23 protein-coding genes are annotated in these 20,576 nt (G+C 73.5%); 9 read left to right on the forward strand and 14 right to left on the reverse strand.

All coding sequences use genetic code 11. The features are described from left to right. Positions 1-28 precede the first annotated feature (28 nt). The 3 genes from ACGH52_RS05785 to ACGH52_RS05795 all read left to right on the forward strand — a co-directional run bounded on the left by ACGH52_RS05785 (position 29) and on the right by ACGH52_RS05795 (position 3,208). A complete protein-coding gene (locus ACGH52_RS05785) occupies positions 29-1,051 on the forward strand; it encodes a LacI family DNA-binding transcriptional regulator (RefSeq protein ID WP_399938021.1) in 1,023 nt (340 codons plus the stop codon). Positions 1,052-1,215: 164 nt separating this feature from the next. Continuing rightward, positions 1,216-2,388 (forward strand): MFS transporter, encoded by a 1,173-nt coding sequence (locus ACGH52_RS05790; RefSeq protein ID WP_399946646.1) that lies wholly within the window; start codon positions 1,216-1,218, stop codon positions 2,386-2,388. A gap of 79 nt (positions 2,389-2,467) precedes the next feature. Then, complete coding sequence (locus ACGH52_RS05795; RefSeq protein ID WP_121702964.1) at positions 2,468-3,208, forward strand: maleylpyruvate isomerase family mycothiol-dependent enzyme; 741 nt, start codon at positions 2,468-2,470, stop codon at positions 3,206-3,208. 18 nt (positions 3,209-3,226) lie between these two features. Here ACGH52_RS05795 and ACGH52_RS05800 read toward each other — a convergent pair whose 3' ends face one another. Beyond that, on the reverse strand, positions 3,227-3,622 hold the full coding sequence (locus tag ACGH52_RS05800) for a MarR family winged helix-turn-helix transcriptional regulator (RefSeq protein WP_121702965.1): 396 nt from the start codon (positions 3,620-3,622) through the stop codon (positions 3,227-3,229). Positions 3,623-3,698: 76 nt separating this feature from the next. On the opposite strand from ACGH52_RS05800, the gene ACGH52_RS05805 reads away from it, so the two are divergent. Continuing rightward, complete coding sequence (locus ACGH52_RS05805; RefSeq protein ID WP_121702966.1) at positions 3,699-3,983, forward strand: DUF6332 family protein; 285 nt, start codon at positions 3,699-3,701, stop codon at positions 3,981-3,983. On the opposite strand, the gene ACGH52_RS05810 is transcribed toward ACGH52_RS05805, so the two are convergent. From ACGH52_RS05810 to ACGH52_RS05820, 3 genes are all read right to left on the reverse strand, one after another. Then, positions 3,944-4,609 (reverse strand): response regulator transcription factor, encoded by a 666-nt coding sequence (locus tag ACGH52_RS05810; protein ID WP_121702967.1) that lies wholly within the window; start codon positions 4,607-4,609, stop codon positions 3,944-3,946. The genes ACGH52_RS05805 and ACGH52_RS05810 overlap by 40 nt on opposite strands. A gap of 31 nt (positions 4,610-4,640) precedes the next feature. Beyond that, complete coding sequence (locus ACGH52_RS05815; protein WP_076973403.1) at positions 4,641-5,870, reverse strand: sensor histidine kinase; 1,230 nt, start codon at positions 5,868-5,870, stop codon at positions 4,641-4,643. 89 nt (positions 5,871-5,959) lie between these two features. Next, entirely contained in the window at positions 5,960-7,228 is a 1,269-nt protein-coding gene (locus ACGH52_RS05820) for a geranylgeranyl reductase family protein (protein ID WP_121702968.1), read from the reverse strand. Positions 7,229-7,372: 144 nt separating this feature from the next. Here ACGH52_RS05820 and ACGH52_RS05825 point away from each other — a divergent pair, with 144 nt between their 5' ends. Beyond that, positions 7,373-8,728 (forward strand): dipeptidase, encoded by a 1,356-nt coding sequence (locus tag ACGH52_RS05825; RefSeq protein ID WP_121702969.1) that lies wholly within the window; start codon positions 7,373-7,375, stop codon positions 8,726-8,728. 75 nt (positions 8,729-8,803) lie between these two features. Continuing rightward, positions 8,804-9,508: an MBL fold metallo-hydrolase gene (locus ACGH52_RS05830; RefSeq protein ID WP_121702970.1), complete on the forward strand. Its 705-nt coding sequence runs from the start codon at positions 8,804-8,806 to the stop codon at positions 9,506-9,508. 2 nt (positions 9,509-9,510) lie between these two features. Here the strand turns inward: ACGH52_RS05830 and ACGH52_RS05835 are convergent, their stop codons facing one another. From ACGH52_RS05835 to ACGH52_RS05850, 4 genes are all read right to left on the reverse strand, one after another. Continuing rightward, the gene (locus ACGH52_RS05835; RefSeq protein WP_399938024.1) at positions 9,511-9,666 is read right to left on the reverse strand and encodes a hypothetical protein; all 156 of its coding nucleotides are present in this window, start codon (positions 9,664-9,666) and stop codon (positions 9,511-9,513) included. 27 nt (positions 9,667-9,693) lie between these two features. Next, positions 9,694-10,737: an NUDIX domain-containing protein gene (locus ACGH52_RS05840; protein ID WP_399938026.1), complete on the reverse strand. Its 1,044-nt coding sequence runs from the start codon at positions 10,735-10,737 to the stop codon at positions 9,694-9,696. A gap of 166 nt (positions 10,738-10,903) precedes the next feature. Continuing rightward, entirely contained in the window at positions 10,904-11,098 is a 195-nt protein-coding gene (locus tag ACGH52_RS05845; protein ID WP_076973145.1) for a hypothetical protein, read from the reverse strand. Between the two features lie 91 nt (positions 11,099-11,189). Beyond that, the gene (locus ACGH52_RS05850) at positions 11,190-12,143 is read right to left on the reverse strand and encodes an ROK family protein (protein ID WP_076973146.1); all 954 of its coding nucleotides are present in this window, start codon (positions 12,141-12,143) and stop codon (positions 11,190-11,192) included. A 213-nt stretch (positions 12,144-12,356) separates the two neighbouring features. Between ACGH52_RS05850 and ACGH52_RS05855 the strand changes: the two genes are divergently transcribed. Both ACGH52_RS05855 and ACGH52_RS05860 read left to right on the forward strand, forming a co-directional pair. Next, positions 12,357-13,433, forward strand: coding sequence for a LacI family DNA-binding transcriptional regulator (locus ACGH52_RS05855; protein ID WP_059297452.1), 1,077 nt, complete (start codon positions 12,357-12,359; stop codon positions 13,431-13,433). A 121-nt stretch (positions 13,434-13,554) separates the two neighbouring features. Next, complete coding sequence (locus ACGH52_RS05860; RefSeq protein ID WP_399938029.1) at positions 13,555-14,418, forward strand: hypothetical protein; 864 nt, start codon at positions 13,555-13,557, stop codon at positions 14,416-14,418. Here ACGH52_RS05860 and ACGH52_RS05865 read toward each other — a convergent pair. From ACGH52_RS05865 to ACGH52_RS05885, 5 genes are all read right to left on the reverse strand, one after another. Further along, positions 14,399-15,697: a DUF6986 family protein gene (locus ACGH52_RS05865; RefSeq protein ID WP_059297454.1), complete on the reverse strand. Its 1,299-nt coding sequence runs from the start codon at positions 15,695-15,697 to the stop codon at positions 14,399-14,401. The two genes, ACGH52_RS05860 and ACGH52_RS05865, sit on opposite strands and share 20 nt — an antisense overlap. A 168-nt stretch (positions 15,698-15,865) precedes the next feature. Next, the gene (locus ACGH52_RS05870; protein ID WP_399938032.1) at positions 15,866-16,828 is read right to left on the reverse strand and encodes an electron transfer flavoprotein subunit alpha/FixB family protein; all 963 of its coding nucleotides are present in this window, start codon (positions 16,826-16,828) and stop codon (positions 15,866-15,868) included. A 55-nt stretch (positions 16,829-16,883) separates the two neighbouring features. Continuing rightward, positions 16,884-17,672: an electron transfer flavoprotein subunit beta/FixA family protein gene (locus tag ACGH52_RS05875; RefSeq protein WP_059297456.1), complete on the reverse strand. Its 789-nt coding sequence runs from the start codon at positions 17,670-17,672 to the stop codon at positions 16,884-16,886. A gap of 220 nt (positions 17,673-17,892) precedes the next feature. After that, positions 17,893-18,402 carry a flavin reductase family protein gene (locus ACGH52_RS05880; RefSeq protein ID WP_399938034.1) on the reverse strand — a complete coding sequence of 170 codons (510 nt, stop codon included), beginning with the start codon at positions 18,400-18,402 and terminating at the stop codon, positions 17,893-17,895. A gap of 146 nt (positions 18,403-18,548) precedes the next feature. Next, positions 18,549-18,929 carry a TlpA family protein disulfide reductase gene (locus ACGH52_RS05885; RefSeq protein WP_399938036.1) on the reverse strand — a complete coding sequence of 127 codons (381 nt, stop codon included), beginning with the start codon at positions 18,927-18,929 and terminating at the stop codon, positions 18,549-18,551. 264 nt (positions 18,930-19,193) lie between these two features. Here ACGH52_RS05885 and ACGH52_RS05890 point away from each other — a divergent pair, with 264 nt between their 5' ends. Then, positions 19,194-19,922 carry a 1-acyl-sn-glycerol-3-phosphate acyltransferase gene (locus tag ACGH52_RS05890; RefSeq protein WP_052837115.1) on the forward strand — a complete coding sequence of 243 codons (729 nt, stop codon included), beginning with the start codon at positions 19,194-19,196 and terminating at the stop codon, positions 19,920-19,922. A 10-nt stretch (positions 19,923-19,932) separates the two neighbouring features. On the opposite strand, the gene ACGH52_RS05895 is transcribed toward ACGH52_RS05890, so the two are convergent. Then, complete coding sequence (locus ACGH52_RS05895; RefSeq protein ID WP_171987033.1) at positions 19,933-20,505, reverse strand: transglutaminase family protein; 573 nt, start codon at positions 20,503-20,505, stop codon at positions 19,933-19,935. Between the last annotated feature and the right edge of the window lie 71 nt (positions 20,506-20,576).

Raw genomic sequence — 20,576 nt, forward strand, 5'->3', positions numbered from 1 at the left:
CCCCGCGAGGGCCGTGAGGGGGAACTGGATGGCCGGCTCCACACTCCGCGACGTCGCCCGACGCGCCGGAGTCTCGATTCGCACCGTGTCCAACGTGGTCAACGGTTCGGTGCCCGTCTCCGACGAGTTGCGGGTGCGGGTGCAGGCCGCGCTCGACGAACTCGACTACCGGCCGAACCTGGTGGCCCGCAATCTCCGCCGGGGCCGCAGCGGCATGATCGCCCTGGTCGTCCCGGAGCTGGACGTGCCGTACTTCGCCGAACTGGCCCGCGAGGTGATCACCGCGGCCCGCACCCACGGGTACGTGGTGATGCTCGACCAGACCGACGGCGACGGCGACCGCGAGCGGGAGCTGCTGGGCCGCGAGTCCCGCGCCACGATGTTCGACGGCCTGCTGCTGAGCCCGCTGTCCATCTCCGCCGACGAGCTGCGCCGGCGCACCAACAGGGTGCCCGTCGTGCTGCTCGGCGAGCACATCTTCAACGGCAGCTTCCACCACGTGGCGATCGACAACATCGTCGCGGCCCGAGAGGCGACGGAGCACCTGATCGGCCTCGGCCGTCGGCGCATCGCGGCCATCGGCGACCAGCCCTACAGCACCGGCGAGACCGCGCAGTTGCGGACGACGGGATACCGCCAGGCACTGGAACGGGCCGGTCTCACCGTCGACGAGGAGCTGATCGTCCCCACCCCGCGCTTCCACCGCCACCTCGGCGCCGAGGCCATGGAGCGCCTGCTCGCCCTGCCCGAGCCGCCCGACGCGGTCTTCTGCTACAACGACCTGCTGGCCATCGGCGCCATGCACACCCTGACCCGGGCCGGTGTACGGGTGCCCGACGACATCGCCGTCGTCGGGGTCGACGGCATCCAGGAGGGCCGGTACAGCTCGCCGTCGCTGACCACCGTCGCCCCGGACAAGGCCGCGATCGCGCGCACGGCGGTCAGCACCCTGCTCGGCGTGATCGACGGTTCGGCGCCCGCGCCGACGGAGACCAAGGCGCCGCACCGGCTGCTGGTGCGGCAGAGCACGGTGGGGGCACCGGTCGACTGACGGCCGCCCGCCACCCCTCCGCCCCGGCCCGGACGCCCCTTCCCCGCCCCGGTCCGGCCCCGCCCGGACGCCCCTCCCCCGCCCCGGCGCCCTTGCCGCGTCCCCCGCCCGGCACCTAGCCTGACTTTGTGCCGCAAATAAACAAAGCCCGATCGCACAACGCCGTGCCGGGCACCCGCGACGATCTCACCCGTCTCCGCATCGCCCTGACCGCCTTCTTCGCCCTCGACGGCTTCGTCTTCGCCGGCTGGGTGGTCCGGATCCCCGCCATCAAGGAGCAGACCGGCGCCTCCGCCAGCGCCCTGGGCCTCGCCCTGCTCGGTGTCTCGGCGGGCGCCGTCGTCACCATGACCCTCACCGGACGACTCGTCCGCCGCTTCGGCAGCCACCCCGTCACCGTCGCCTGCGCGGTCCTGCTCTGCCTCAGCATCGCCCTGCCCCCGCTCACCCACTCGGCGCTCGCCCTAGGCGCCGTACTGCTGGTCTTCGGCAGCGCGTACGGCGGGATCAACGTCGCCTTCAACAGCGCCGCCGTCGATCTGGTGGCCGTCCTGGGACGCCCCATCATGCCCAGCTTCCACGCGGCGTTCAGCCTCGGCGGCATGGTCGGCGCGGGGCTCGGCGGGCTGGTCGCCGGGACGCTGTCGCCGACGCGGCACCTGTTCGTCCTCACCGTGACCGGCCTGCTGGTCACCCTGTTCGCGGGCCGTGCCCTGCTGCGCTGCGAGCCCGCCGCGCCGCCGGAGCGCACGCCCGAGCCGGACGGCACCCCGCACCGCCCGGACCGCCGTACCCGTCGCCTCGTCGTCACCTTCGGGCTGATCGCCCTGTGCACGGCGTACGGCGAGGGCGCGATGGCCGACTGGGGCGCCCTGCACCTGGAGCAGGACCTCGACGCCTCCCCGGGCCTGGCGGCGGCGGGCTACTCGTGTTTCGCGTTCGCCATGACCGTCGGGCGGCTGACCGGGACGACGCTGTTGGAACGCCTGGGCCGGACGGCCACGGTGGTGGCCGGAGGCACCACCGCGGTGGCCGGGATGCTGCTCGGCTCGCTCGCCCCCTCCGTGGGGGTGGCGCTGTTCGGCTTCGCGATCACCGGCCTCGGGCTCGCCAACATCTTCCCGGTCGCCATCGAGCGGGCCGGCGCGCTCGGCGGCCCCAGCGGTGTCGCGACCGCGTCCACCCTGGGCTACGGCGGCATGCTGCTCGGTCCGCCCGCGATCGGTTTCATGGCCGACTGGCTGTCCCTGTCCGCCGCCCTCACCAGCGTGGCCGCCCTCGCGGCGGTGGCGGTGCTGATCGCGGTCGCGACACGGCGCGCGGCGGTTCCCGGCTGAGCCGGTCCGTGCGGCCCCGTGGGAAATGTGCCGGCGGGACCTGCCGTCGAGTCCGCTCCGTGCGGCAGACTCACCTGCCATGAAGACCGCCGCGTACGTCGAGATCCTGGACCGTGAAGGTGTGTTGCTGGCCGCGGCCGCCGAGGCGGCGGGCAGTGACGCCGAGGTGCCGACCTGCCCCGGCTGGCGGGTGCGGGACCTGCTGCGGCACACGGGGATGGTGCACCGCTGGGCGACGGCGTTCGTCGCCGAGGGGCACACCGGTCCCCGGCCCGCCGACGACCTCACCGACCTCGACGGCATTCCGCTCCTGACCTGGTTCCGGGAGGGGCACGGGCGGCTCGTCGACACTCTCGCGGGCGCCTCGCCCGACGTGCGGTGCTGGCACTTCCTGCCCGCGCCGTCACCGCTGGCCTTCTGGGCCCGGCGGCAGGCCCACGAGACGGCCGTGCACCGGATCGACGCCGAGTCGGCCCGCGGCGGTGAACCCACCGGCGTCGGCGTGGACTTCGCGGTGGACGGCGTCGACGAACTGCTGTGCGCCTTCCACGCCCGTGACAAGAGCGCCGTACGCACCGAGGAGCCCCGCACGCTGCGGGTCCGGGCGACGGACGCGCCGGACGCCGTGTGGACCGTACGGCTGTCCGCGCAGCCGCCGGTGGCCGTGCGGGAGGACGCCGGGGACGCCGACTGCGAGCTGTCCGGCCCCGCCGCGCTGCTCTACCCGGCGCTGTGGAACCGCCGGCCGTTCCCGGAGGTGACCGGCGACGGTTCGCTCGCCGCGCTGTGGCGCGAGCGGTCGGGCGTCACCTGGAGGTGAGCCGGGCGGCGGCGTCCGTCAGCCGGCCAGCAGCCGGTGCAGCACCGCCCGCTGCACCGGGAGCGCCTCGCCGTGCCTGGCGCGCCCCTTCGGAGTGAGCGCCACCCGCACGCCCCGCCGGTCCTCGGGGCACATGGCGCGCTCGACGAGGCCGTCCCTCTCCAGCCGGTCGACCAGCCGCGACAACGCGCTCTGGCTGAGGTGGACTCGCTCGGAGATCTGCTGGACGCGGTATCCGCGGGAGCCGTGACCCTCGTCCGGTGACCCGGCCAGGACGTCGAGAACCTCGAAGTCGCTTCCGCACAGCCCGTGTCCGTGCAGCGCACGGTCGAGTTCGCACTGGACGCGGGCGTGGAGGACCAGGATCGAGCGCCACCGCCCCACCAGCGCCTGTTCGGCCTTCTTCGCCGCCATCCGCGCACCGTAGCAGAGCCCGTCGCGACGGTCACCGCACTGCCCAAACCCCGCCCCCTTTGGGAGACTTGGCGACATGGACAGCTACGGGCGACGGCGCACGCAGGCCGAGCGCGACGCCGTCACGGTCGAGATCGGCTACGCGCTGTGCAGTGCGGCGTTCGCGGCGGCGGTGCTGTTCGGGGCGGTGGCGGGGCCCGCGTTCCTCTTCGGTCCGACGGGCGGGGTGCGCACCGCGCTCGTCGGGGCGGGCACGGTGTCGGCCGTGGTGGTGTTCCTCGTCCGGGTGGTGAGCGTGCTGGTCCGGTTCGAGCGCGGTGGTCAGCCGAGCCAGCCCGGCCGCACCAAACCCGACTCGTAGGCCAGCACGACCAGTTGCGCCCGGTCGCGGGCGCCCAGCTTCACCATGGTGCGGCTGACGTGGGTCTTGGCGGTCAGCGGGCTGACGACCAGCCGGCGGGCGATCTCCTCGTTGGACAGTCCGATGCCGACCAGGGCCATCACCTCGCGCTCCCGCTCGGTGAGCCGGGCCATCTCGCCGACCGCCGCGGGCTCCTTGGATCGCGCCGCGAACTCGGCGATCAAACGGCGCGTCACCCCCGGCGACAGCAGCGCGTCCCCGTCCACCACCGCCCGCACGGCGCGCAGGAGTTCCTCGGGTTCGGTGTCCTTGACCAGGAAGCCGGAGGCCCCGGAACGGATCGCCTCGAAGACGTACTCGTCGAGTTCGAAGGTGGTGAGCATGACCACCTTCACCTCGCGCAGCCCCGGGTCGCCGGTGACCCGGCGGGTGGCGGCGAGGCCGTCGAGCAGGGGCATGCGGATGTCCATGAGGACGACGTCCGGGCGCAGAGCGCGGATCGAGCGCACCGCCTCCTCGCCGTCGGCGGCCTCGGCGACCACCTCGATGTCCGCCTGCGCGTCCAGCAGGGCCCGGAAACCGGCCCGGACCAGTGACTGGTCGTCGGCGAGCAGTACACGGATCACCGGTCGTCCTCCTTCGCCTGCGCCGTACGGGTCACGTGGCCGCCCTCTTCACGTCGATCGGCAGGGCCGCCAGCACCCGGAAGCCGCCGTCCGGACGCGGGCCCGCCTCGATGGTGCCACCCAGTGCCGCCGCGCGCTCCCGCATCCCGGCCAGCCCGTTGCCGCTGCCGCCCGCGTCGGCGCCGGTCGCGGGGCCGTCGTCGTCGACGCGCAGCAGCAGCGTGCCCCCGTCCCGTTCGAGGCGGACGCGCGCGTGCCGGGAACCGGAGTGCCGTACGACGTTGGTGAGCGCCTCCTGCACGATGCGGAACGCGGCCAGGTCGGTACCGGGCGACAGGCGCGGCGGCTTCCCCTCGACCTCGACGGTGAGGCCCGCGCTCGCCGCCTGCTCGACCAGTTCGGGGAGCCGGTCGAGGCCGGGGGCCGGAGCGCGCGGCGCGTCCCCGGGCGTGCGCAGCGTGTCGAGAACCTGCCGCACCTCGCCCAGCGCCTCCTTGCTCTGGTCCTTGATGGTGCCGAGCGCGGCGCGGGCCTGTTCCGGGTCGGTGTCCAGGAGGGCCAGTCCGACACCGGCCTGCACGTTGATGACGGAGATGCTGTGCGCGAGTACGTCGTGCAGTTCACGGGCGATCCGCAGCCGCTCCTCGTCCGCGCGCCGCCGCGCCGCCTGGGCCCGCTCGGCCCGCTCCCGCGCCCACTGTTCGCGGCGGGCCCTGGCCAGCTCCGACAGGGCCGCGACAGCCACCACCCAGGCGGCGATCACCACCTCCTGCCCCCAGGGCGCGGCCGAGTCCCCGGGCGGCGGCAGCCACCGGTAGAGCCAGTGCGCCACGAGGGCGTGCCCCGCCCACAGGGTCCCCATCGCCGTCCACGCGGCCTTGCGGTGCCCGGCGACGAGGGCACTGAAGCAGGCCACCGCGACGGCCACGAACACCGGGCCGTAGGGGTATCCGGCGCCCAGGTAGAGCAGGGTGGTGACCGCCGTGCCGAACACGACCGGCACCGGGTGGCGCTGCCGCCAGAGCAGGGCGGCCCCCGTCACGAACAGCAGCGTGCGGGCGAAGGGGTCGAGGGCCGCCCGCTCCCCCTCCTGCGCGTGGGCGGCGAAGTTCGAGCCGAACAGCACGAACGCCGTGACGAGCGCGGTGGAGCGCCAGGGCCACCGGGGACGCCGCTCCTCGTCGCCCCGCAGGGTCCACCACGGGGGCCCGTGCCGCCACCACTGCGGCGCCCGGCCCGCGCGCTCGCGCTGTCCGTCCATGTCCGCCACGCTAGACGCCGGGCCCCGCGGGCGGCGTCACCCGCGCGTGGTGACCACACGTACTCCCGGCGAAGTACGGCCGCCGGTGGTCAGGCGCCGGTCTCCTCCCCCGTGGACGGCGCGGACGGCTCGGCCGGCTCGGCGGGCGCGGGCCGCCGGTCCATCGCTCCCAGCGCCCGCTGCGCCAGCGGGTGGCTGCGGACCAGCTCACCCAGCGAGGTCGAGCCCTGCGTGATGTCCTTGAACGCCTTCCAGGCCGGGCGGAAGCCGGTCAGGGCCGCGTGGAAGAGGCCCGGCCGACGCTCGAAGACCGTCAGCATCCGCTTGCCGACGCTCATCTCCACGCCCAGACCGGCCTTGATCGCGAAGGCGTAGTTCAGGGCCTGCCTGCGCGCGTCCACGGCGTCGTGCGCCTCGGAGATGCGCACCGCCCACTCCCCCGCGAGCCGTCCCGAGCGCAGCGCGAAGGAGATGCCCTCGCGGGTCCACGGCTCCAACAGCCCGGCCGCGTCCCCGCAGACCAGGACCCGGCCGCGCGAGAGCGGCGAGTCGTCCGCGCGGCAGCGGGTCAGATGGCCGGAGGAGACGCTGGGTTCGAACCCGGCCAGCCCGAGCCGGGCGACGAAGTCCTCCAGGTACCGCTTGGTCGCCGCGCCCTCGCCGCGCGCCGAGATCACCCCGACCGTCAGCGTGTCGCCCTTGGGGAAGACCCAGCCGTAACTGCCGGGGATCGGGCCCCAGTCGATGAGCACCCGGCCCTTCCAGTCCTCGGCGACCGTCTCGGGCACCGGGATCTCCGCCTCCAGGCCGAGGTCGACCTGGTCGAGCTTCACCCCGACGTGCGCGCCTATGCGGCTGGCGCTGCCGTCCGCGCCGACGACGGCCCGGGCCAGGACCGTCTCGCCGCCCTGGAGGACGACGGCCACCGTGCGCCGGTCCGGAACCGCCGACCCGTGCTGCTCCACCCGGGTCACGGTCGCCCCGGTGCGCAGCTCGGCGCCCGCCTTCTGGGCGTGCTCGACGAGCTGCAGGTCGAACTCGGGCCGGTTGATCAGCCCGAACAGCATCTGCCGGGAGCGCCGGGTCCGGGTGAAGCGCCCGTTGTTCGAGAAGGTCACCGCGTGCACACGGTCCCGGAAGGGCAGCTCGAAGCCGGGTGGGAGGGTGTCGCGCGAGGGACCGATGATGCCGCCGCCACATGTCTTGTAGCGGGGCAGCTCCGCCTTCTCCAGCAGCAGCACGCGCCGCCCCGCGACCGCCGCCGCGTAGGCGGCCGAGGCCCCTGCCGGTCCCGCGCCCACCACGACCACGTCCCAGACCTGACGCGCGTCGTCCGCCGAAGAGTTCTCGCTGCTCACGATGGTCTACTGCTCCGATCAAACCGCATGCCGCACCTGACCCCCGCATCCTACGGCGGGCATCGCCGCAGGCCACTGTGGGAGGATCGGCCGGTCATTCCAAGTACTCCTTGGTACAACGTCGCACCCACAAGGAGCGTGCCCATGTCGTCGAACCCGGTCGCCGAGACCGTCGCTTCGCTGATGCCCCGCGCGAAGGAGGAACTGGCCGCGCTGGTGGCCTTCAAGTCGGTGGCCGACTTCGACCAGTTCCCGCGCAGCGAGAGCGTGGGGGCCGCCAACTGGATAGCGGCGGCCCTGCGCGCCGAGGGCTTCCAGGACGTGGAACTGCTGGACACGCCGGACGGCACGCAGTCGGTGTACGGGTACCTGCCGGGGCCCGAGGGCGCGAAGACGGTGCTGCTCTACGCCCACTACGACGTGCAGCCGCCGCTGGACGAGGCCGGCTGGGCCACTCCGCCGTTCGAGCTGACCGAGCGGGAGGGCCGCTGGTACGGGCGGGGCGCCGCGGACTGCAAGGGCGGCGTGCTCATGCACCTGCTGGCCCTGCGCGCGCTGAAGGCGAACGGGGGCGTGCCGGTGCACGTCAAGGTGATCGCCGAGGGTTCGGAGGAGCAGGGCACGGGCGGCCTGGAGCGGTACGCCGAGGCGCACCCCGAGCTGCTGGCCGCGGACACCATCGTCATCGGCGACGCCGGCAACTTCCGGGTCGGTCTGCCGACGGTCACCTCCACGCTGCGCGGCATGACCATGCTGCGCGTGCAGGTCGACACGCTCGAAGGCAACCTGCACTCCGGCCAGTTCGGCGGTGCGGCGCCCGACGCGCTGGCCGCCCTGATCCGCGTACTGGACTCGCTGCGCGCCGAGGACGGCTCGACGACCGTCGACGGGCTGGCGGCGGACAACACGTGGGAGGGCCTCGCCTACGACGAGGAGCAGTTCCGCCGGGACGCGCGGGTGCTGGACGGCGTGGAGCTGATCGGTTCCGGCTCGGTCGCCGACCGGATCTGGGCGCGGCCCGCCGTCACGGTGCTCGGCATCGACTGCCCGCCGGTCGTCGGCGCCACCCCGTCGGTGCAGGCGGGCGCGCGGGCGCTGGTGAGCCTCAGGGTGCCGCCGGGTGTGGACGCCGCCGAGGCCACCAAGCTGCTCCGGGCCCACCTGGAGGCCCGTACGCCGTGGGGCGCGCGGGTCGCCGTCGAGCAGATCGGCCAGGGCCAGCCGTTCCGCGCCGACACCACGAGCCCGGCGTACCAGGCCATGGCGGACGCGATGGCGGTGGCGTACCCGGGTGAGGAGATGCAGTACGCCGGTCAGGGCGGCTCCATCCCGCTGTGCAACACGCTGGCGGCCCTCTACCCGGATGCGGAGATCCTGCTGATCGGCCTGAGCGAGCCGGAGGCCCAGATCCACGCCGTGAACGAGAGTGTGTCCCCCGAGGAGCTGGAGCGGCTGTCGGTGGCGGAGGCGCACTTCCTGCGCAACTACGCGGCGAGCTGAGCCGGGTCGCGTTCCGGGTTCTGCCGTCGGCAGAGGGGCCTCGCCGCCGGGCGGGGCCCCGCCTACGGTCGTCCCATGGACGTCGTCGAACTCCTCCCGCGCCTGAGTCTGCTGCGTTTCCCGGTCGGTCAGGCCTACCTCTGGCGCGACGGGGACGAGGTGACGCTGATCGACGCCGGACCGGCCGGGTACGGTGCGCGCGTCGCCGAGTCCGCGCGGGCCGTCGGCCGCGTACGGCGTGTCGTGCTCACCCACTTCCACGAGGACCACGCGGGCGGGGCGCAGGAGGCCGCCGCGCTCACCGGGGCCGAGGTGGTGGCGCACGCCCTGGAGGCGCCCTTCGTGCGGGGCGAGGTACCCGGTCCGCCGCCCGTGCTCGAGGACTGGGAGCGCCCGCTGCACGAGAACGCCCTGCGCCTGCTCCCGCGAGGTGACTTCGCCCGCCCGGCCCGGGTGACCGAGGTGGTGGACGGTGACGTCCTGGACTTCGGCGGCGGGGCCCGGGTCGTGCACGCGCCGGGTCACACGGACGGGAGCATCGCGCTGCACCTCCCGGCCCACGGGGTGCTGTTCACGGGGGACGCGGTCGCCGCCTCGCCGGTCGACGGCGGTGTGCTGCTCGGCGTGTTCAACCTCGACCGGGACCGGGCCGTCGCCTCCTTCGGGCGGCTGGCGGCCCTCGACACGGAGGTGGCCTGCTTCGGCCACGGGGATCCGGTGACCGCGCGGGCCGGGGAGGTACTGCGGGCTTCGGCGCGGACGTACGGGGCGACGGACTGACGTCAGCCGACCGGCGTGCCCGCCTCCAGATAGTGGGCCGCACCGCGCTCCCGGGCCCGCAACGCCCAGCGCAGCCGCTCGTAGCGGACCGGGGGCAGCAGGGCAGCAGCCTCGTCCTCGGAGGCGAAACGCCAGCCGCGCAGCTCGGGCCTCGGCAACAGCACCCGCCCGGCGGCGAGCCGACGTCAGCCGACCGGCGTGCCCGCCTCCAGATAGTGGGCCGCACCGCGCTCCCGGGCCCGCAACGCCCAGCGCAGCCGCTCGTAGCGGACCGGGGGCAGCAGGGCGGCAGCCTCGTCCTCGGTGGCGAAGCGCCAGTCGCGCAGCTCGGGTCCCGGCAACAGCACCCGCCCGGCGTCCGCGGTGGCGAGTCGGCCGCCGTCGAACAGCAGCCGCAGGCCGCCGTAGGCGGGGGGCGCCGGCGGTTCCCAGTCGACGACCAGCAGGGACGGTACGTCGTCGAGGCTGAGCCCGGTCTCCTCGGTGACCTCACGCATGCCGGCCCGGGCCGGTGCCTCGCCGGGTTCGACGACACCGCCGGGGAACTCCCAGCCGGGCTTGTAGGTGGGGTCGACGAGCAGCACCCGGTCCCGCTCGTCGAAGAGCAGGACCCCGGCGGCGACGGTCTCGCCGGTGGGTTCCGGTGTCTGCACGATCTCGCAGGCCGGTACGGCGCCCGTGCCGACGGCCTCGGCGACCCGGACGGCAGCCTCGTACGGGGTGAGGGTGCCGGTGTCGACGGGATGGGCGTCGGCGGTGAGCCAGGAGGCGAGAGCGGCGCGGTAGGGCTCGATGTGGTCGTAGGACCACTGCCGGACCCGCGTCTCGCCGTCCGGCGGGTCGTCCGGTGTCTCGCGGCTCGCTATTCGCTCCCGCAGGATCGTTTCGGCCGGGGCCAGCAGGACGTGCCGGACCTCGATCCGGCGGGCGGCGAGACCGCCGAAGATCTCGTCCCGGTACTCCTGGCGCAGCAGGGTCATCGGGACCACGAGCGTCCCGCCGAGGTCGGCGAGCAGTGCGGCCGCCGTGTCGATCACCAGTCGGCGCCAGATCGGCAGGTCCTGGAAGTCGCCCACCTCGGCCAGGCGTTTGGGCGGCAGCAGCTGCGCCAGCGCCCCGCCGATGACCTCGGGGTCGAAGAGCGTGCTGTTCGGGATCAGTTCGATCAGTTCCCGTGCGGTGGTGGTCTTCCCCGCACCGAACGCGCCGTTGATCCAGACGACGGTCACAGGTCCCCCTCTTCTGTTGGCCCCCTGTGGCTTGCCCGCTTCACCCTGCCACGGAAACCAGTCCGGTCGGGGGCGGGAGAAAGGGCATATGACAGCGGCGCCGACCCCCTCCCGGGGCACCGGCGCCGCGTGGACCGGGCCGGGCGCAGCGGCCCGGCCGAGGGTGTCAGCCCAGCTGTCCCAGGGCGTCGTCGTCGAGGGTCAGGCTCTCGGTGGCGACGGTGTCCTCCAGGGTGCTGACGGTGTCGTCCACCCCGAGGCCGAGCGGGAGGTCGCTCGGCGCGGCGTGGGACGGGGTGACGGCCGCGACGACGAAGCCGGTGGCGAGGGACGCGAGGGCGAGCATGCTGCGCTTCTTCATGCCCGGTTCAACTACGCCGCCGCGCGGGGGTCACGGTCTGCGCCGGGGAAGCCTCGTACGACGACACCGAGGCGTACCCGTCGCCCGGGGATCAGACGTGCGCGGCGGTCGCCGTCGTCGTCCGCGAGAGCGCCGCCGCGGCCGCGCCGACCAGCCCGGCGTCCGTCCCCATCTGGGCGGGGACGACGGCGAGCCGCTGGACGAAGGACAGCGTCGCGTAGTCGGTGAGGGCCTTGCGCAGGGGGGCGAACAGGACGTCCCCCGCCTTGCCCACTCCCCCGCCGACCACGGCGATGTCGATCTCGACGAGAGTCGCGGTGGCGGCGATGCCGGCGGCCAGCGCCTGCGCGGCCCGTTCGAAGGAGGCGACGGCGACGGGGTCCCCGAGGCGGGCCGCGGCGGCGACCGCGGCGGCGGAGGTGTCGCCGTCCGGGCCGGGCAGCCAGCCGGCGTCGAGGGCGCGGCGGGCGATGTTGGGGCCGCTCGCTATGCGCTCCACGCAGCCGCGCGCACCGCACGGGCAGGGGTCGCCGTCCAGGTCGACGCTGATGTGGCCGATGTGCCCGGCGTTGCCGGTCGGTCCGGGGTGCAGCCGGCCGCCCAGCACCAGACCGCCGCCGACGCCGGTCGAGACCACCATGCACAGGGCGTTGTCGTGGCCGCGGGCGGCGCCCTGCCAGTGTTCGGCGGCCGTGATGGCGACCCCGTCGCCGATGAGCTCCACGGGCAGACCGCCGACGGCGTCCCGGACCCGTCGGACCAGCGGGTAGTCGCGCCAGCCGGGCACGTTCACCGGGCTGACGGTGCCGGTCGAGGCGTCCACCGGACCGGCGCTGCCGATGCCGACGGCCGTGGCCCGACCCCACAGCGGCGACGCGGTCAGCTCCGCGAGCACGGCCTCGACGGCTCCCATCACGGTGTCACCGTCCTCCCGGGCGGGTGTCGCACGCTGTGCGCGCGCCTGGATGCGGCCGTGGCCGTCCACCAGAGCGCCGGCGATCTTGGTGCCGCCGATGTCCAGCGCTGCCACGAGGTCGGTGTGCATCAGAGTCGGATCTCCCCGTCGGACCGAAAGCGAAAAGTCGTACCCAAGAGCGCGCAGCGACCGGTCCCGCGGTGGGGGCGAGGACCGGCAGAGTGCGATGGACAGTGTCTCCCGCATCTGACAACGTTGTCCAGGCTCTATGCTCGACGCCACATCCTCATACAAGCCCATGACCGACACATCCCCCCGGACAGCAGGAGCCGACGCAATCCCGTGGACGACAGGACAGGACACCGCATCGTGCCCGACACGACCCGCCGCGCAGACCGCCTCCCGGGGAACCGTTACGGCAACCGCCCGACCATGAAGGACGTCGCCGCCCGGGCCGGGGTGGGTCTCAAGACCGTCTCCCGGGTGGTCAACGGGGAGCCCGGCGTCACTCCCGAGACCGAGCGCCGCGTCCAGGAGGCCATCGACGCGCTGGGCTTCCGCCGCAACGACAGCGCACGGGTGCTCCGCAAGGGCCGCACCGCGAGCATCGGCCTGGTCCTGGAGGATCTGGCCGACCCGTTCTACGGGCCGCTCAGCCGTGCCGTGGAGGAGGTGGCCCGCGCGCACGGTGCCCTGCTGATCAACGGGTCCAGCGCGGAGGACCCGGACCGCGAGCAGGAGCTGGTCCTTGCACTGTGCGCACGGCGCGTGGACGGTCTCGTGGTGATCCCCGCCGGGGACGACCACCGGTATCTGGAGCCCGAGCTGAAGGCGGGCGTCGCCACGGTGTTCGTGGACCGTCCGGCGGGCCGGATCGACGCGGACGTGGTGGTCTCGGACAACTTCGGCGGTGCCCGCGACGGCGTGGCCCACCTGATCGCGCACGGGCACCGCAGGATCGGCTTCATCGGCGACATGCCCCGCATCCACACGGCCGCCGAGCGGCTGCGCGGTTACCGGGCCGCCATGGAGGACGCCGGTATACCGGTCAAGGACTCCTGGATGTCCCTGGGCGTCACCGACCCGGTGCGGGTGCGCCGGGCGGCCGAGGAGATGCTCGCCGACCCGCATCCGGTCACCGCGATCTTCACCGGCAACAACCGGGTGACGGTCACCGTGATCCGGGTCCTGGCCGAGCACACCCGGGGCGTGGCCCTGGTCGGCTTCGACGACATCGAGCTGGCCGACCTGCTCCAGCCGGGCGTCACCGTGGTCGCGCAGGACGCGTCCGCCCTCGGCCGCACCGCCGCCGAGCGGCTCTTCCGGCAGCTGGACGGCACCCTCCTCGCCCCCGACCGCATCGAACTGCCGACCAGGCTGGTCACCCGCGGCTCGGGCGAGCTGCCGCCGTCGGACTGATCCGCCGCGCCGGACGACCGCGCGGACCCGGGCGTCGGTGCGGCGTCCGAGCCGGTCCCCCACCGCCCGGGCGGCCGGACACACCGTCCCGCCCGTCCGTGCCACCGGGAGGAAACACACCGTGTCGCCAGCACCGACCGAGGGCGGGCCGTCCGCGCGGCCGCCCGGCCAGGACCGCACGCTGGACGCGCTCGGGCTGGCCGGGGTGCCGCGCGAGGAGCCGTTGCTGTACCCGGGCGCGTGGCCCCGGGAGTCCGGGCTGCTGGTCGGGGACCGGCTGCTGCCGCTGGACCGGGCGGTGTACGAGGAGGGGGACGGCCGGGTCCCGGTGCTGGCGATCGGTTCCAACGCGAGCCCCGGCCAGCTGCGGCACAAGATGGCCGAGTTCGGGATCGCCTCGCCGGTCCCGATGGTCAGGTCGCGCGTCACCGGGCTGGACATCGGCGTCTCCGCCCACGTGAGCCGCATGGGTTACGTGTCCGCCTCGCCGGTGGGCGCCCCCGGCGTCGTACGGGAGCTGTTCGTCCTGTGGCTCGACGCCGAGCAGCTCGCGGTGATCGACGCCAGCGAGGGCGTGCCGATGGCGGGCGGCAACTTCGACCGCGTCTGGCTGCCCGCGCCCGACGTGCGTGTCGAGCCCGGGGACGGCTCGGTGCTGCGCGGCGCGTACGCGTACGTCAACCGCCACGGCGTGCTGCACGACGGCACCGGCGCGCCGCGGCGCCATCCCGGGGCGCAACGCCCCCTGATCACCGAACTGCTGCGCGGTTCGGCGCGGCTGCGTGAGCTGTTCGGGGTGACGCCCGAGGAGTTCTGCGCGCGGGCGCGGGCGGACCGGCGGCTGTGCGACCGGGGGACGCGGCTGTTCGCCGAGGAGAAGCGGGTGACGGCGTCCGGCCTGGAGCGGTACGTGGGCTCAGGCCCGGACGATCCCTTCGCGGGGAGCCGGACGCCGTCGGCGGGACCTAGTGCGCCGATGCCGTGAGGTCGCCGCGTCGCGGGCCGGAGAAGCCCTCCAGGTCGGCGCGGGTCAGGCCGGTCAGCCGGGCGACCTCGCCGATGTCGAGGGCGCCGCAGTCCAGGCCGCGCAGCAGGTAGCCGCTGAGGGCCTTGGCGGTGGCGGGCTCGTCCATGACGTCGCCGCCGGTGCGGTTGGCGTAGCGGGCCAGGCGGGCGGCGGCCTGCTCGAAGCCCTCGCGGTAGAAGGCGAAGACGGCCGCGTACCGGGTGGGGATGTGGCCGGGGTGCATGTCCCAGCCCTGGTAGTAGGCGCGGGCCAGGGCGCGGCGGGTGAGGCCGTAGTGCAGCCGCCAGGCGTCGTGCACCTGCGCGGTGGGGCCGACCGGCAGGACGTTGGTCGAGCCGTCCGAGACGCGTACGCCGGTGCCGGCGGCGGCGACCTGCATGACCGCCTTGGCGTGGTCGGCGGCCGGGTGGTCGCTGGCCTGGTGGGCGGCGGAGACACCGAGGCAGGCGCTGTAGTCGAAGGTGCCGTAGTGCAGCCCCGTGGCGCGGCCCTCGGCGGCCTGGATCATGCGGGCGACGGTGGCGGTGCCGTCGGCGGCGAGGATGGACTGGCTGGTCTCGATCTGGATCTCGAAGCCGATCCGGCCGGGCGTGAGGCCGCGCGCCTTCTCGAAGGCCTCCAGGAGCCGCACCATGGCGGTGACCTGCTCGGGGTAGGTCACCTTGGGCAGGGTGAGCACCAGCCCCTCGGGCAGGCCGCCGGCCTCCATCAGGCCGCTGAGGAAGACGTCGAGGGTGCGGATGCCACGGGCGCGCACCGGAGCCTCCATGCACTTCATGCGGATGCCCATGTAGGGGGCGGCCGTGCCCTGCTCGTACGCCTCGGCGATCAGGCGGGCGGCGCGGGCGGCCGCCTCGTCCTCCTCGGCGTCCGAGCGGTTGCCGTAGCCGTCCTCGAAGTCGACGCGCAGGTCTTCGATCGGCTCGCGCTCCAGTTTGGCGCGCACGCGGGTGTACACGGGCTCGGCGAGGTCGTCGGAGAGACCCAGCACGGCGGCGAAGGAAGCGGCGTCCGGGGCGTGTTCGTCGAGCGCGGCGAGGGCCCGGTCGCCCCAGGAGCGGACGGTGTCGGCGGCGAAGACGTCGCCGGGGACATAGACGGTGTGGACGGGCTGGCGGGTGCCCGGGTCTCCGGGGTAGCGGCGCTCCAGCTCCGCGTCGACCGGTGCGAGGGAGGCACTGATCTCCTCGCCGACGGCGCCCGCGAGGCTCGTTGCCACCTTCTCCTGCTGACCCATTCGACACCCTCCTGATGTTCATTTTTCCGCTGAACGGAATCACTTATCCGTAGAGTGAAGTTATCTGCCGCTCTCTCGCCGGTCAACACCATCCTGTGCGTACACCGAGGCCCCCGCGACGTCCGTGGACGTCACCGGGGGCCTCGGTGTGCGGTGCGACGGGGCGGCTCAGCCCTTGCGGGTCTTGACTTCCTCGGTGAGCTGCGGGACGACGTCGAAGAGGTCGCCGACGACGCCGTAGTCGACCAGCTCGAAGATCGGGGCCTCGGCGTCCTTGTTGATCGCCACGATCGTCTTCGAGGTCTGCATACCGGCGCGGTGCTGGATCGCGCCCGAGATGCCGGAGGCGATGTACAGCTGCGGGGAGACGGACTTGCCGGTCTGACCGACCTGGTTGGTGTGCGGGTACCAGCCCGCGTCCACCGCGGCGCGCGAGGCACCGACGGCCGCGCCGAGCGAGTCGGCGAGCGCCTCGATGATCGCGAAGTTCTCCGCGCCGTTGACGCCACGGCCGCCGGAGACCACGATCGCGGCCTCGGTCAGCTCCGGGCGGCCGGTCGACTCGCGCGGCGTGCGCGAGGTGACCTTGGTCCCGGTCGCGGCGGCGGAGAAGGTGACCGAGAGGGCCTCGGCCGCACCGGCGGCCGGGGCGGCCTCCACGGCGGCCGAGTTCGGCTTGACCGTGATGACCGGGGTGCCCTTGGAGACACGGGACTTGGTGGTGAAGGCGGCGGCGAACACCGACTGCGTGGCCACCGGGCCCTCGTCACCGGCCTCCAGGTCGACGGCGTCGGTGATGACACCGGAGCCCAGGCGCAGCGCCAGACGGGCGGCGATCTCCTTGCCCTCGGCGGAGGACGGGACCAGCACGGCGGCCGGGGAGACGGCCTCGTGGGCGGCCTGGAGGGCGTCGACCTTCGGGACGACCAGGTAGTCGGCGTACTCGGCGGCCTCGTGGGTGAGGACCTTGACCGCGCCGTGCTCGGCGAGAGCGGCGACGGTGTCACCGGCGCCGGCGCCCAGCGCGACGGCGACGGGCTCGCCGACGCGGCGGGCCAGCGTCAGCAGCTCCAGGGTCGGCTTGCGGACGGCACCGTCCACGTGGTCGACGTAGACGAGAACTTCAGCCATGGGACTTCTTCTCTCCTGCTTGCGGAAGATGAGGGGCGGTGAGGGGGGTGGGGCCTCAGATGAACTTCTGGCCCGCGAGGAACTCGGCGAGCTGCTTGCCGCCCTCGCCCTCGTCCTTGACGATCGTGCCCGCGGTGCGCGCCGGACGCTCGGCGGCCGACTCGACGACCGTGTAGGCGTTCTCCAGACCGACCTCGTCCTCGTCGATGTCGAGGTCGGACAGGTCCCAGGACTCCACCGGCTTCTTCTTGGCCGCCATGATGCCCTTGAAGGAGGGGTAACGCGCCTCGCCCGACTGGTCGGTGACCGACACGACCGCCGGCAGCGCCGCCTCCAGCTGCTCCGTGGCCGAGTCGCCGTCACGGCGGCCCTTCACCGTGCCGCCCTCGACCGAGACCTCGGACAGCAGCGTCACCTGCGGCACGCCCAGACGCTCGGCGAGCAGCGCGGGGACGACGCCCATGGTGCCGTCGGTGGAGGCCATGCCGGAGACGACCAGGTCGTAACCGGCCTTCTCGACCGCCTTGGCCAGCACCAGGGAGGTGCCGATGGCGTCGGTGCCGTGCAGGTCGTCGTCCTCGACGTGGATCGCCTTGTCGGCGCCCATGGACAGCGCCTTGCGCAGCGCGTCCTTGGCGTCCTCCGGGCCCACCGTCAGGACGGTGACCTCGACGTCGTCGTCGGAATTCTCGGAGATCTGCAGCGCCTGCTCGACCGCGTACTCGTCCAGCTCGGAGAGCAGACCGTCCACGTCGTCCCGGTCGACGGTCAGGTCATCGGCGAAGTGCCGGTCGCCAGTGGCGTCGGGCACGTACTTCACAGTGACAACGATCCTCAAGCTCACGCCGGCTCTCCTACTGCGTCGACATTTCTGTGCTGCCTCTTGCAGGCAGCATAGGCGCCCCAAGCGGCCGATCCCGGTCGGGGCGACCTGCGCTCCGCCCGGAATATTACTCGTCAGTACATCCAGTTCCTGCCCGCTAAGCAAGCGCTTTGAACTGTGACCTTCGCAACGCAGCGTAACCGGAACCCGACACCCTCGCAGAAGCCGTCGCGCCGACCGGTCAGTCGCGCAGGCCCCGGTAACGCCCCTGGTGGTACAGCAGCGGCTCACCGGCTCCGGCGGAATCGCCGAGGAGGACTTCCGCCAGCACGATCCGATGGTCCCCCGCGGGCACCCGGCCCACCACACGGCACACGAGCCAGGCGAGCACGCCGTCCAGCACGGGCACCCCCTGCGGGCCCTCCCGCCAGCCGGTGGGCGCCGCGAAGCGGTCGGCGCCGCTGCGGGCGAAGGTGGCCGCCAGCTCCTCCTGGTGCTCGCCGAGCACGTGGACGCCGACGTGCTCGGCCTCGGACACCGCGGGCCAGCTGGAGGAGCCGGTGCCGATACCGAAGGAGAGCAGCGGCGGGCGGGCGGAGACGGAGGTGAGGGAGGTGGCCGTGAAGCCGACCGGGCCGCGAGGACCCCGCGCTGTGATCACTGCGACGCCCGCCGCGTGCCGCCGGAAGACGGACCGCAGCAGGTCGCCGGTGGCGGGCCGTGGTGCGGCGAGGCCGGGTGTGGCCGTCATAGGGGATGGCCCTTCTGCGTTGCGCCTCGGTCCCGGAAACGGCGAGCGGGGCATGGGGGCGGGCTGACGACGGGTGGCACACACAGTCAATTACGTCCCGGGATGTGGAGGCTGTGGACAGGACCTCACCGGCGGGGTGGCGCTTGTCACACCGCCTCGCCCAGCGCGGCGATCACGTCCGCCCTGCTCGGCTGCCCGACGGCACGCCGCACGACGCGGCCGTCGGCGTCCAGGACCAGCACCGTGGGGGTCTTGACCACGTCGAGCGCGCGGACGAGTTCCAGATGGCCCTCTGCGTCGATCTCGACGTGGGCGACGCCGGGGACCAGGCCCGCCACCTCGCCCAGTACCCGCCGGGTGGCGCGGCAGGGCGCGCAGAAGGCGCTGGAGAACTGAACGAGCGTCGCGCGGGCGCCGAGTTCCGCACCGAGATCGGCCGCGTCCAGCCGTTGGGCGGCGGCCGCCGCCCGCCCGTGGTCGTCCTGGCCGCGCACCGGCGTGCCCCCGTTCCGCCGCCAGCGCGGCACTCATGGGCGCGCGTACCCCGCACGCCACCGGTTCGGTACTCCGAAGGTGCAGCGTTCGCGGAGCGCCGGAGATTCCCGCTCACCGTCGCATTTCGGCCACAGGAGGCCGGGCAAGTGATGAGGATCTCGCCGCGCACGGGCACCAAGGCTGGTACACCGGCCGTTCTTGGGGCACGATCTGCGACAAGCCCGTAAACCTACGGGTGCGTAACTTTCGACTGGGAGCCCCCTTCCCAGGCTGACAAGGAAGGGTTCGACCCGCCCATGGCAGAACTCGTCTACCGCCCGGTGATCGGTCTCGCCCGCACCCTCTTCAAGGCGTGGGACCTCAAGATCGACTGCCAGGGATCGGAGAACATCCCGCGCTCGGGCGGCGCCGTGCTGGTGAGCAACCACATCAGCTACCTGGACTTCATCTTCGACGGCCTGGCCGCGCTGCCGCAGAAGCGGCTGGTGCGCTTCATGGCGAAGGAGTCGGTCTTCCGGCACCGGATCTCGGGACCGCTGATGCGCGGGATGAAGCACATCCCGGTCGACCGCAAGCAGGGCGAGGCGGCCTACGCGCACGCCCTCGACTCGCTGAAGTCGGGTGAGATCGTCGGCGTCTTCCCCGAGGCGACGATCTCCGAGTCGTTCACCCTGAAGAGCTTCAAGTCGGGAGCCGCGCGGCTCGCGCAGGAGGCGGGCGTCCCCCTGGTCCCCGTGGCCCTGTGGGGCACCCAGCGCCTGTGGACCAAGGGCCACCCGCGCAACTTCAAGCGCAGCCACACCCCCATCACCATCCGGGTCGGCGAGGCGATGGAGGCCTCCCGCGAGCAGTACGCGGGCGCCATCACCCGGCGGCTGCGCGAGCGGGTGCAGGAGCTGCTGGAGGCCGCGCAGCGCGCCTACCCGGTGCGCCCCAAGGGGGCCGACGACACCTGGTGGATGCCGGCCCACCTGGGCGGTACCGCCCCGACGCCCGAGCAGCTGCGCACGGCCCAGGCACACTGAGCCGGGCGCCTCAGAGCGCGGCGGGGAGGGTCTGCCACAGGTGCGGGCGGTCGGTGGCCGCCTTGAGGACGTCCAGCACCGCCGGGTGCGGCGCCGCGTACAGCTCCGGGTAGTCCGCCTCGCCCGCCGCGTGGTCCGGCGCGAAGGCCAGTCGCTCCCCGTCCAGGGAGAACTGCGCGTTCACGCCGGGCTTGTTCCCGCGCGGGTCCTGCCGGTGCCAGGCGCCGTCCAGGCGTACGGCGACCAGTCCGTGCACCACGTCGAACCGCTGGTAGCACAGCGCGGTGGGGATGTCCTCGGCCCGCAGCAGCGCGGCCAGCGCATGGGCCTTGGCGTAGCAGATGCCGGTGCGCCGCTCCAGGACGTCGGAGGCCCGCCAGGTGACGCGCGGGTCCCCGGAGTCCTGTGAGTGCGGGATGGTGTCGCGCACGAACTCGAAGGCCAGCCGCGCATAGGCATACGAGTCCTCCGCATCCTTCGCCAATCGGCCGGCCACCTCCCGGACGCGCGGGTGCTCGTGGTCGATGGCCTCGTCGGCAGCCAGATAGGCGGACAGGTCAGGGGTTTGCTGGATCAGCTCCATGCCCGCAGAGCATAGGAAAGCGATCACCCACCAGTCAATGACTTTTCAGGTGACCGCATACCTATGCAGAC

Origin of the sequence: Streptomyces sp. BBFR25 (assembly GCF_044590125.1) — a bacterium.
Lineage (GTDB): Bacteria > Actinomycetota > Actinomycetes > Streptomycetales > Streptomycetaceae > Streptomyces > Streptomyces canus_D.

Coding starts and splice junctions, on each gene's coding strand:
- ACGH52_RS05785 (WP_399938021.1), top strand. CDS start 29: ATGGCCGGCTCCACACTCCGCGACGTCGCCCGACGCGCCGGAGTCTCG.
- ACGH52_RS05795 (WP_121702964.1), top strand. CDS start 2,468: ATGAAGACCGCCGCGTACGTCGAGATCCTGGACCGTGAAGGTGTGTTG.
- ACGH52_RS05800 (WP_121702965.1), bottom strand. CDS start 3,622: ATGGCGGCGAAGAAGGCCGAACAGGCGCTGGTGGGGCGGTGGCGCTCG.
- ACGH52_RS05805 (WP_121702966.1), top strand. CDS start 3,699: ATGGACAGCTACGGGCGACGGCGCACGCAGGCCGAGCGCGACGCCGTC.
- ACGH52_RS05815 (WP_076973403.1), bottom strand. CDS start 5,870: ATGGACGGACAGCGCGAGCGCGCGGGCCGGGCGCCGCAGTGGTGGCGG.
- ACGH52_RS05825 (WP_121702969.1), top strand. CDS start 7,373: ATGTCGTCGAACCCGGTCGCCGAGACCGTCGCTTCGCTGATGCCCCGC.
- ACGH52_RS05830 (WP_121702970.1), top strand. CDS start 8,804: ATGGACGTCGTCGAACTCCTCCCGCGCCTGAGTCTGCTGCGTTTCCCG.
- ACGH52_RS05845 (WP_076973145.1), bottom strand. CDS start 11,098: ATGAAGAAGCGCAGCATGCTCGCCCTCGCGTCCCTCGCCACCGGCTTC.
- ACGH52_RS05850 (WP_076973146.1), bottom strand. CDS start 12,143: ATGCACACCGACCTCGTGGCAGCGCTGGACATCGGCGGCACCAAGATC.
- ACGH52_RS05865 (WP_059297454.1), bottom strand. CDS start 15,697: ATGGGTCAGCAGGAGAAGGTGGCAACGAGCCTCGCGGGCGCCGTCGGC.
- ACGH52_RS05870 (WP_399938032.1), bottom strand. CDS start 16,828: ATGGCTGAAGTTCTCGTCTACGTCGACCACGTGGACGGTGCCGTCCGC.
- ACGH52_RS05880 (WP_399938034.1), bottom strand. CDS start 18,402: ATGACGGCCACACCCGGCCTCGCCGCACCACGGCCCGCCACCGGCGAC.
- ACGH52_RS05890 (WP_052837115.1), top strand. CDS start 19,194: ATGGCAGAACTCGTCTACCGCCCGGTGATCGGTCTCGCCCGCACCCTC.
- ACGH52_RS05895 (WP_171987033.1), bottom strand. CDS start 20,505: ATGGAGCTGATCCAGCAAACCCCTGACCTGTCCGCCTATCTGGCTGCC.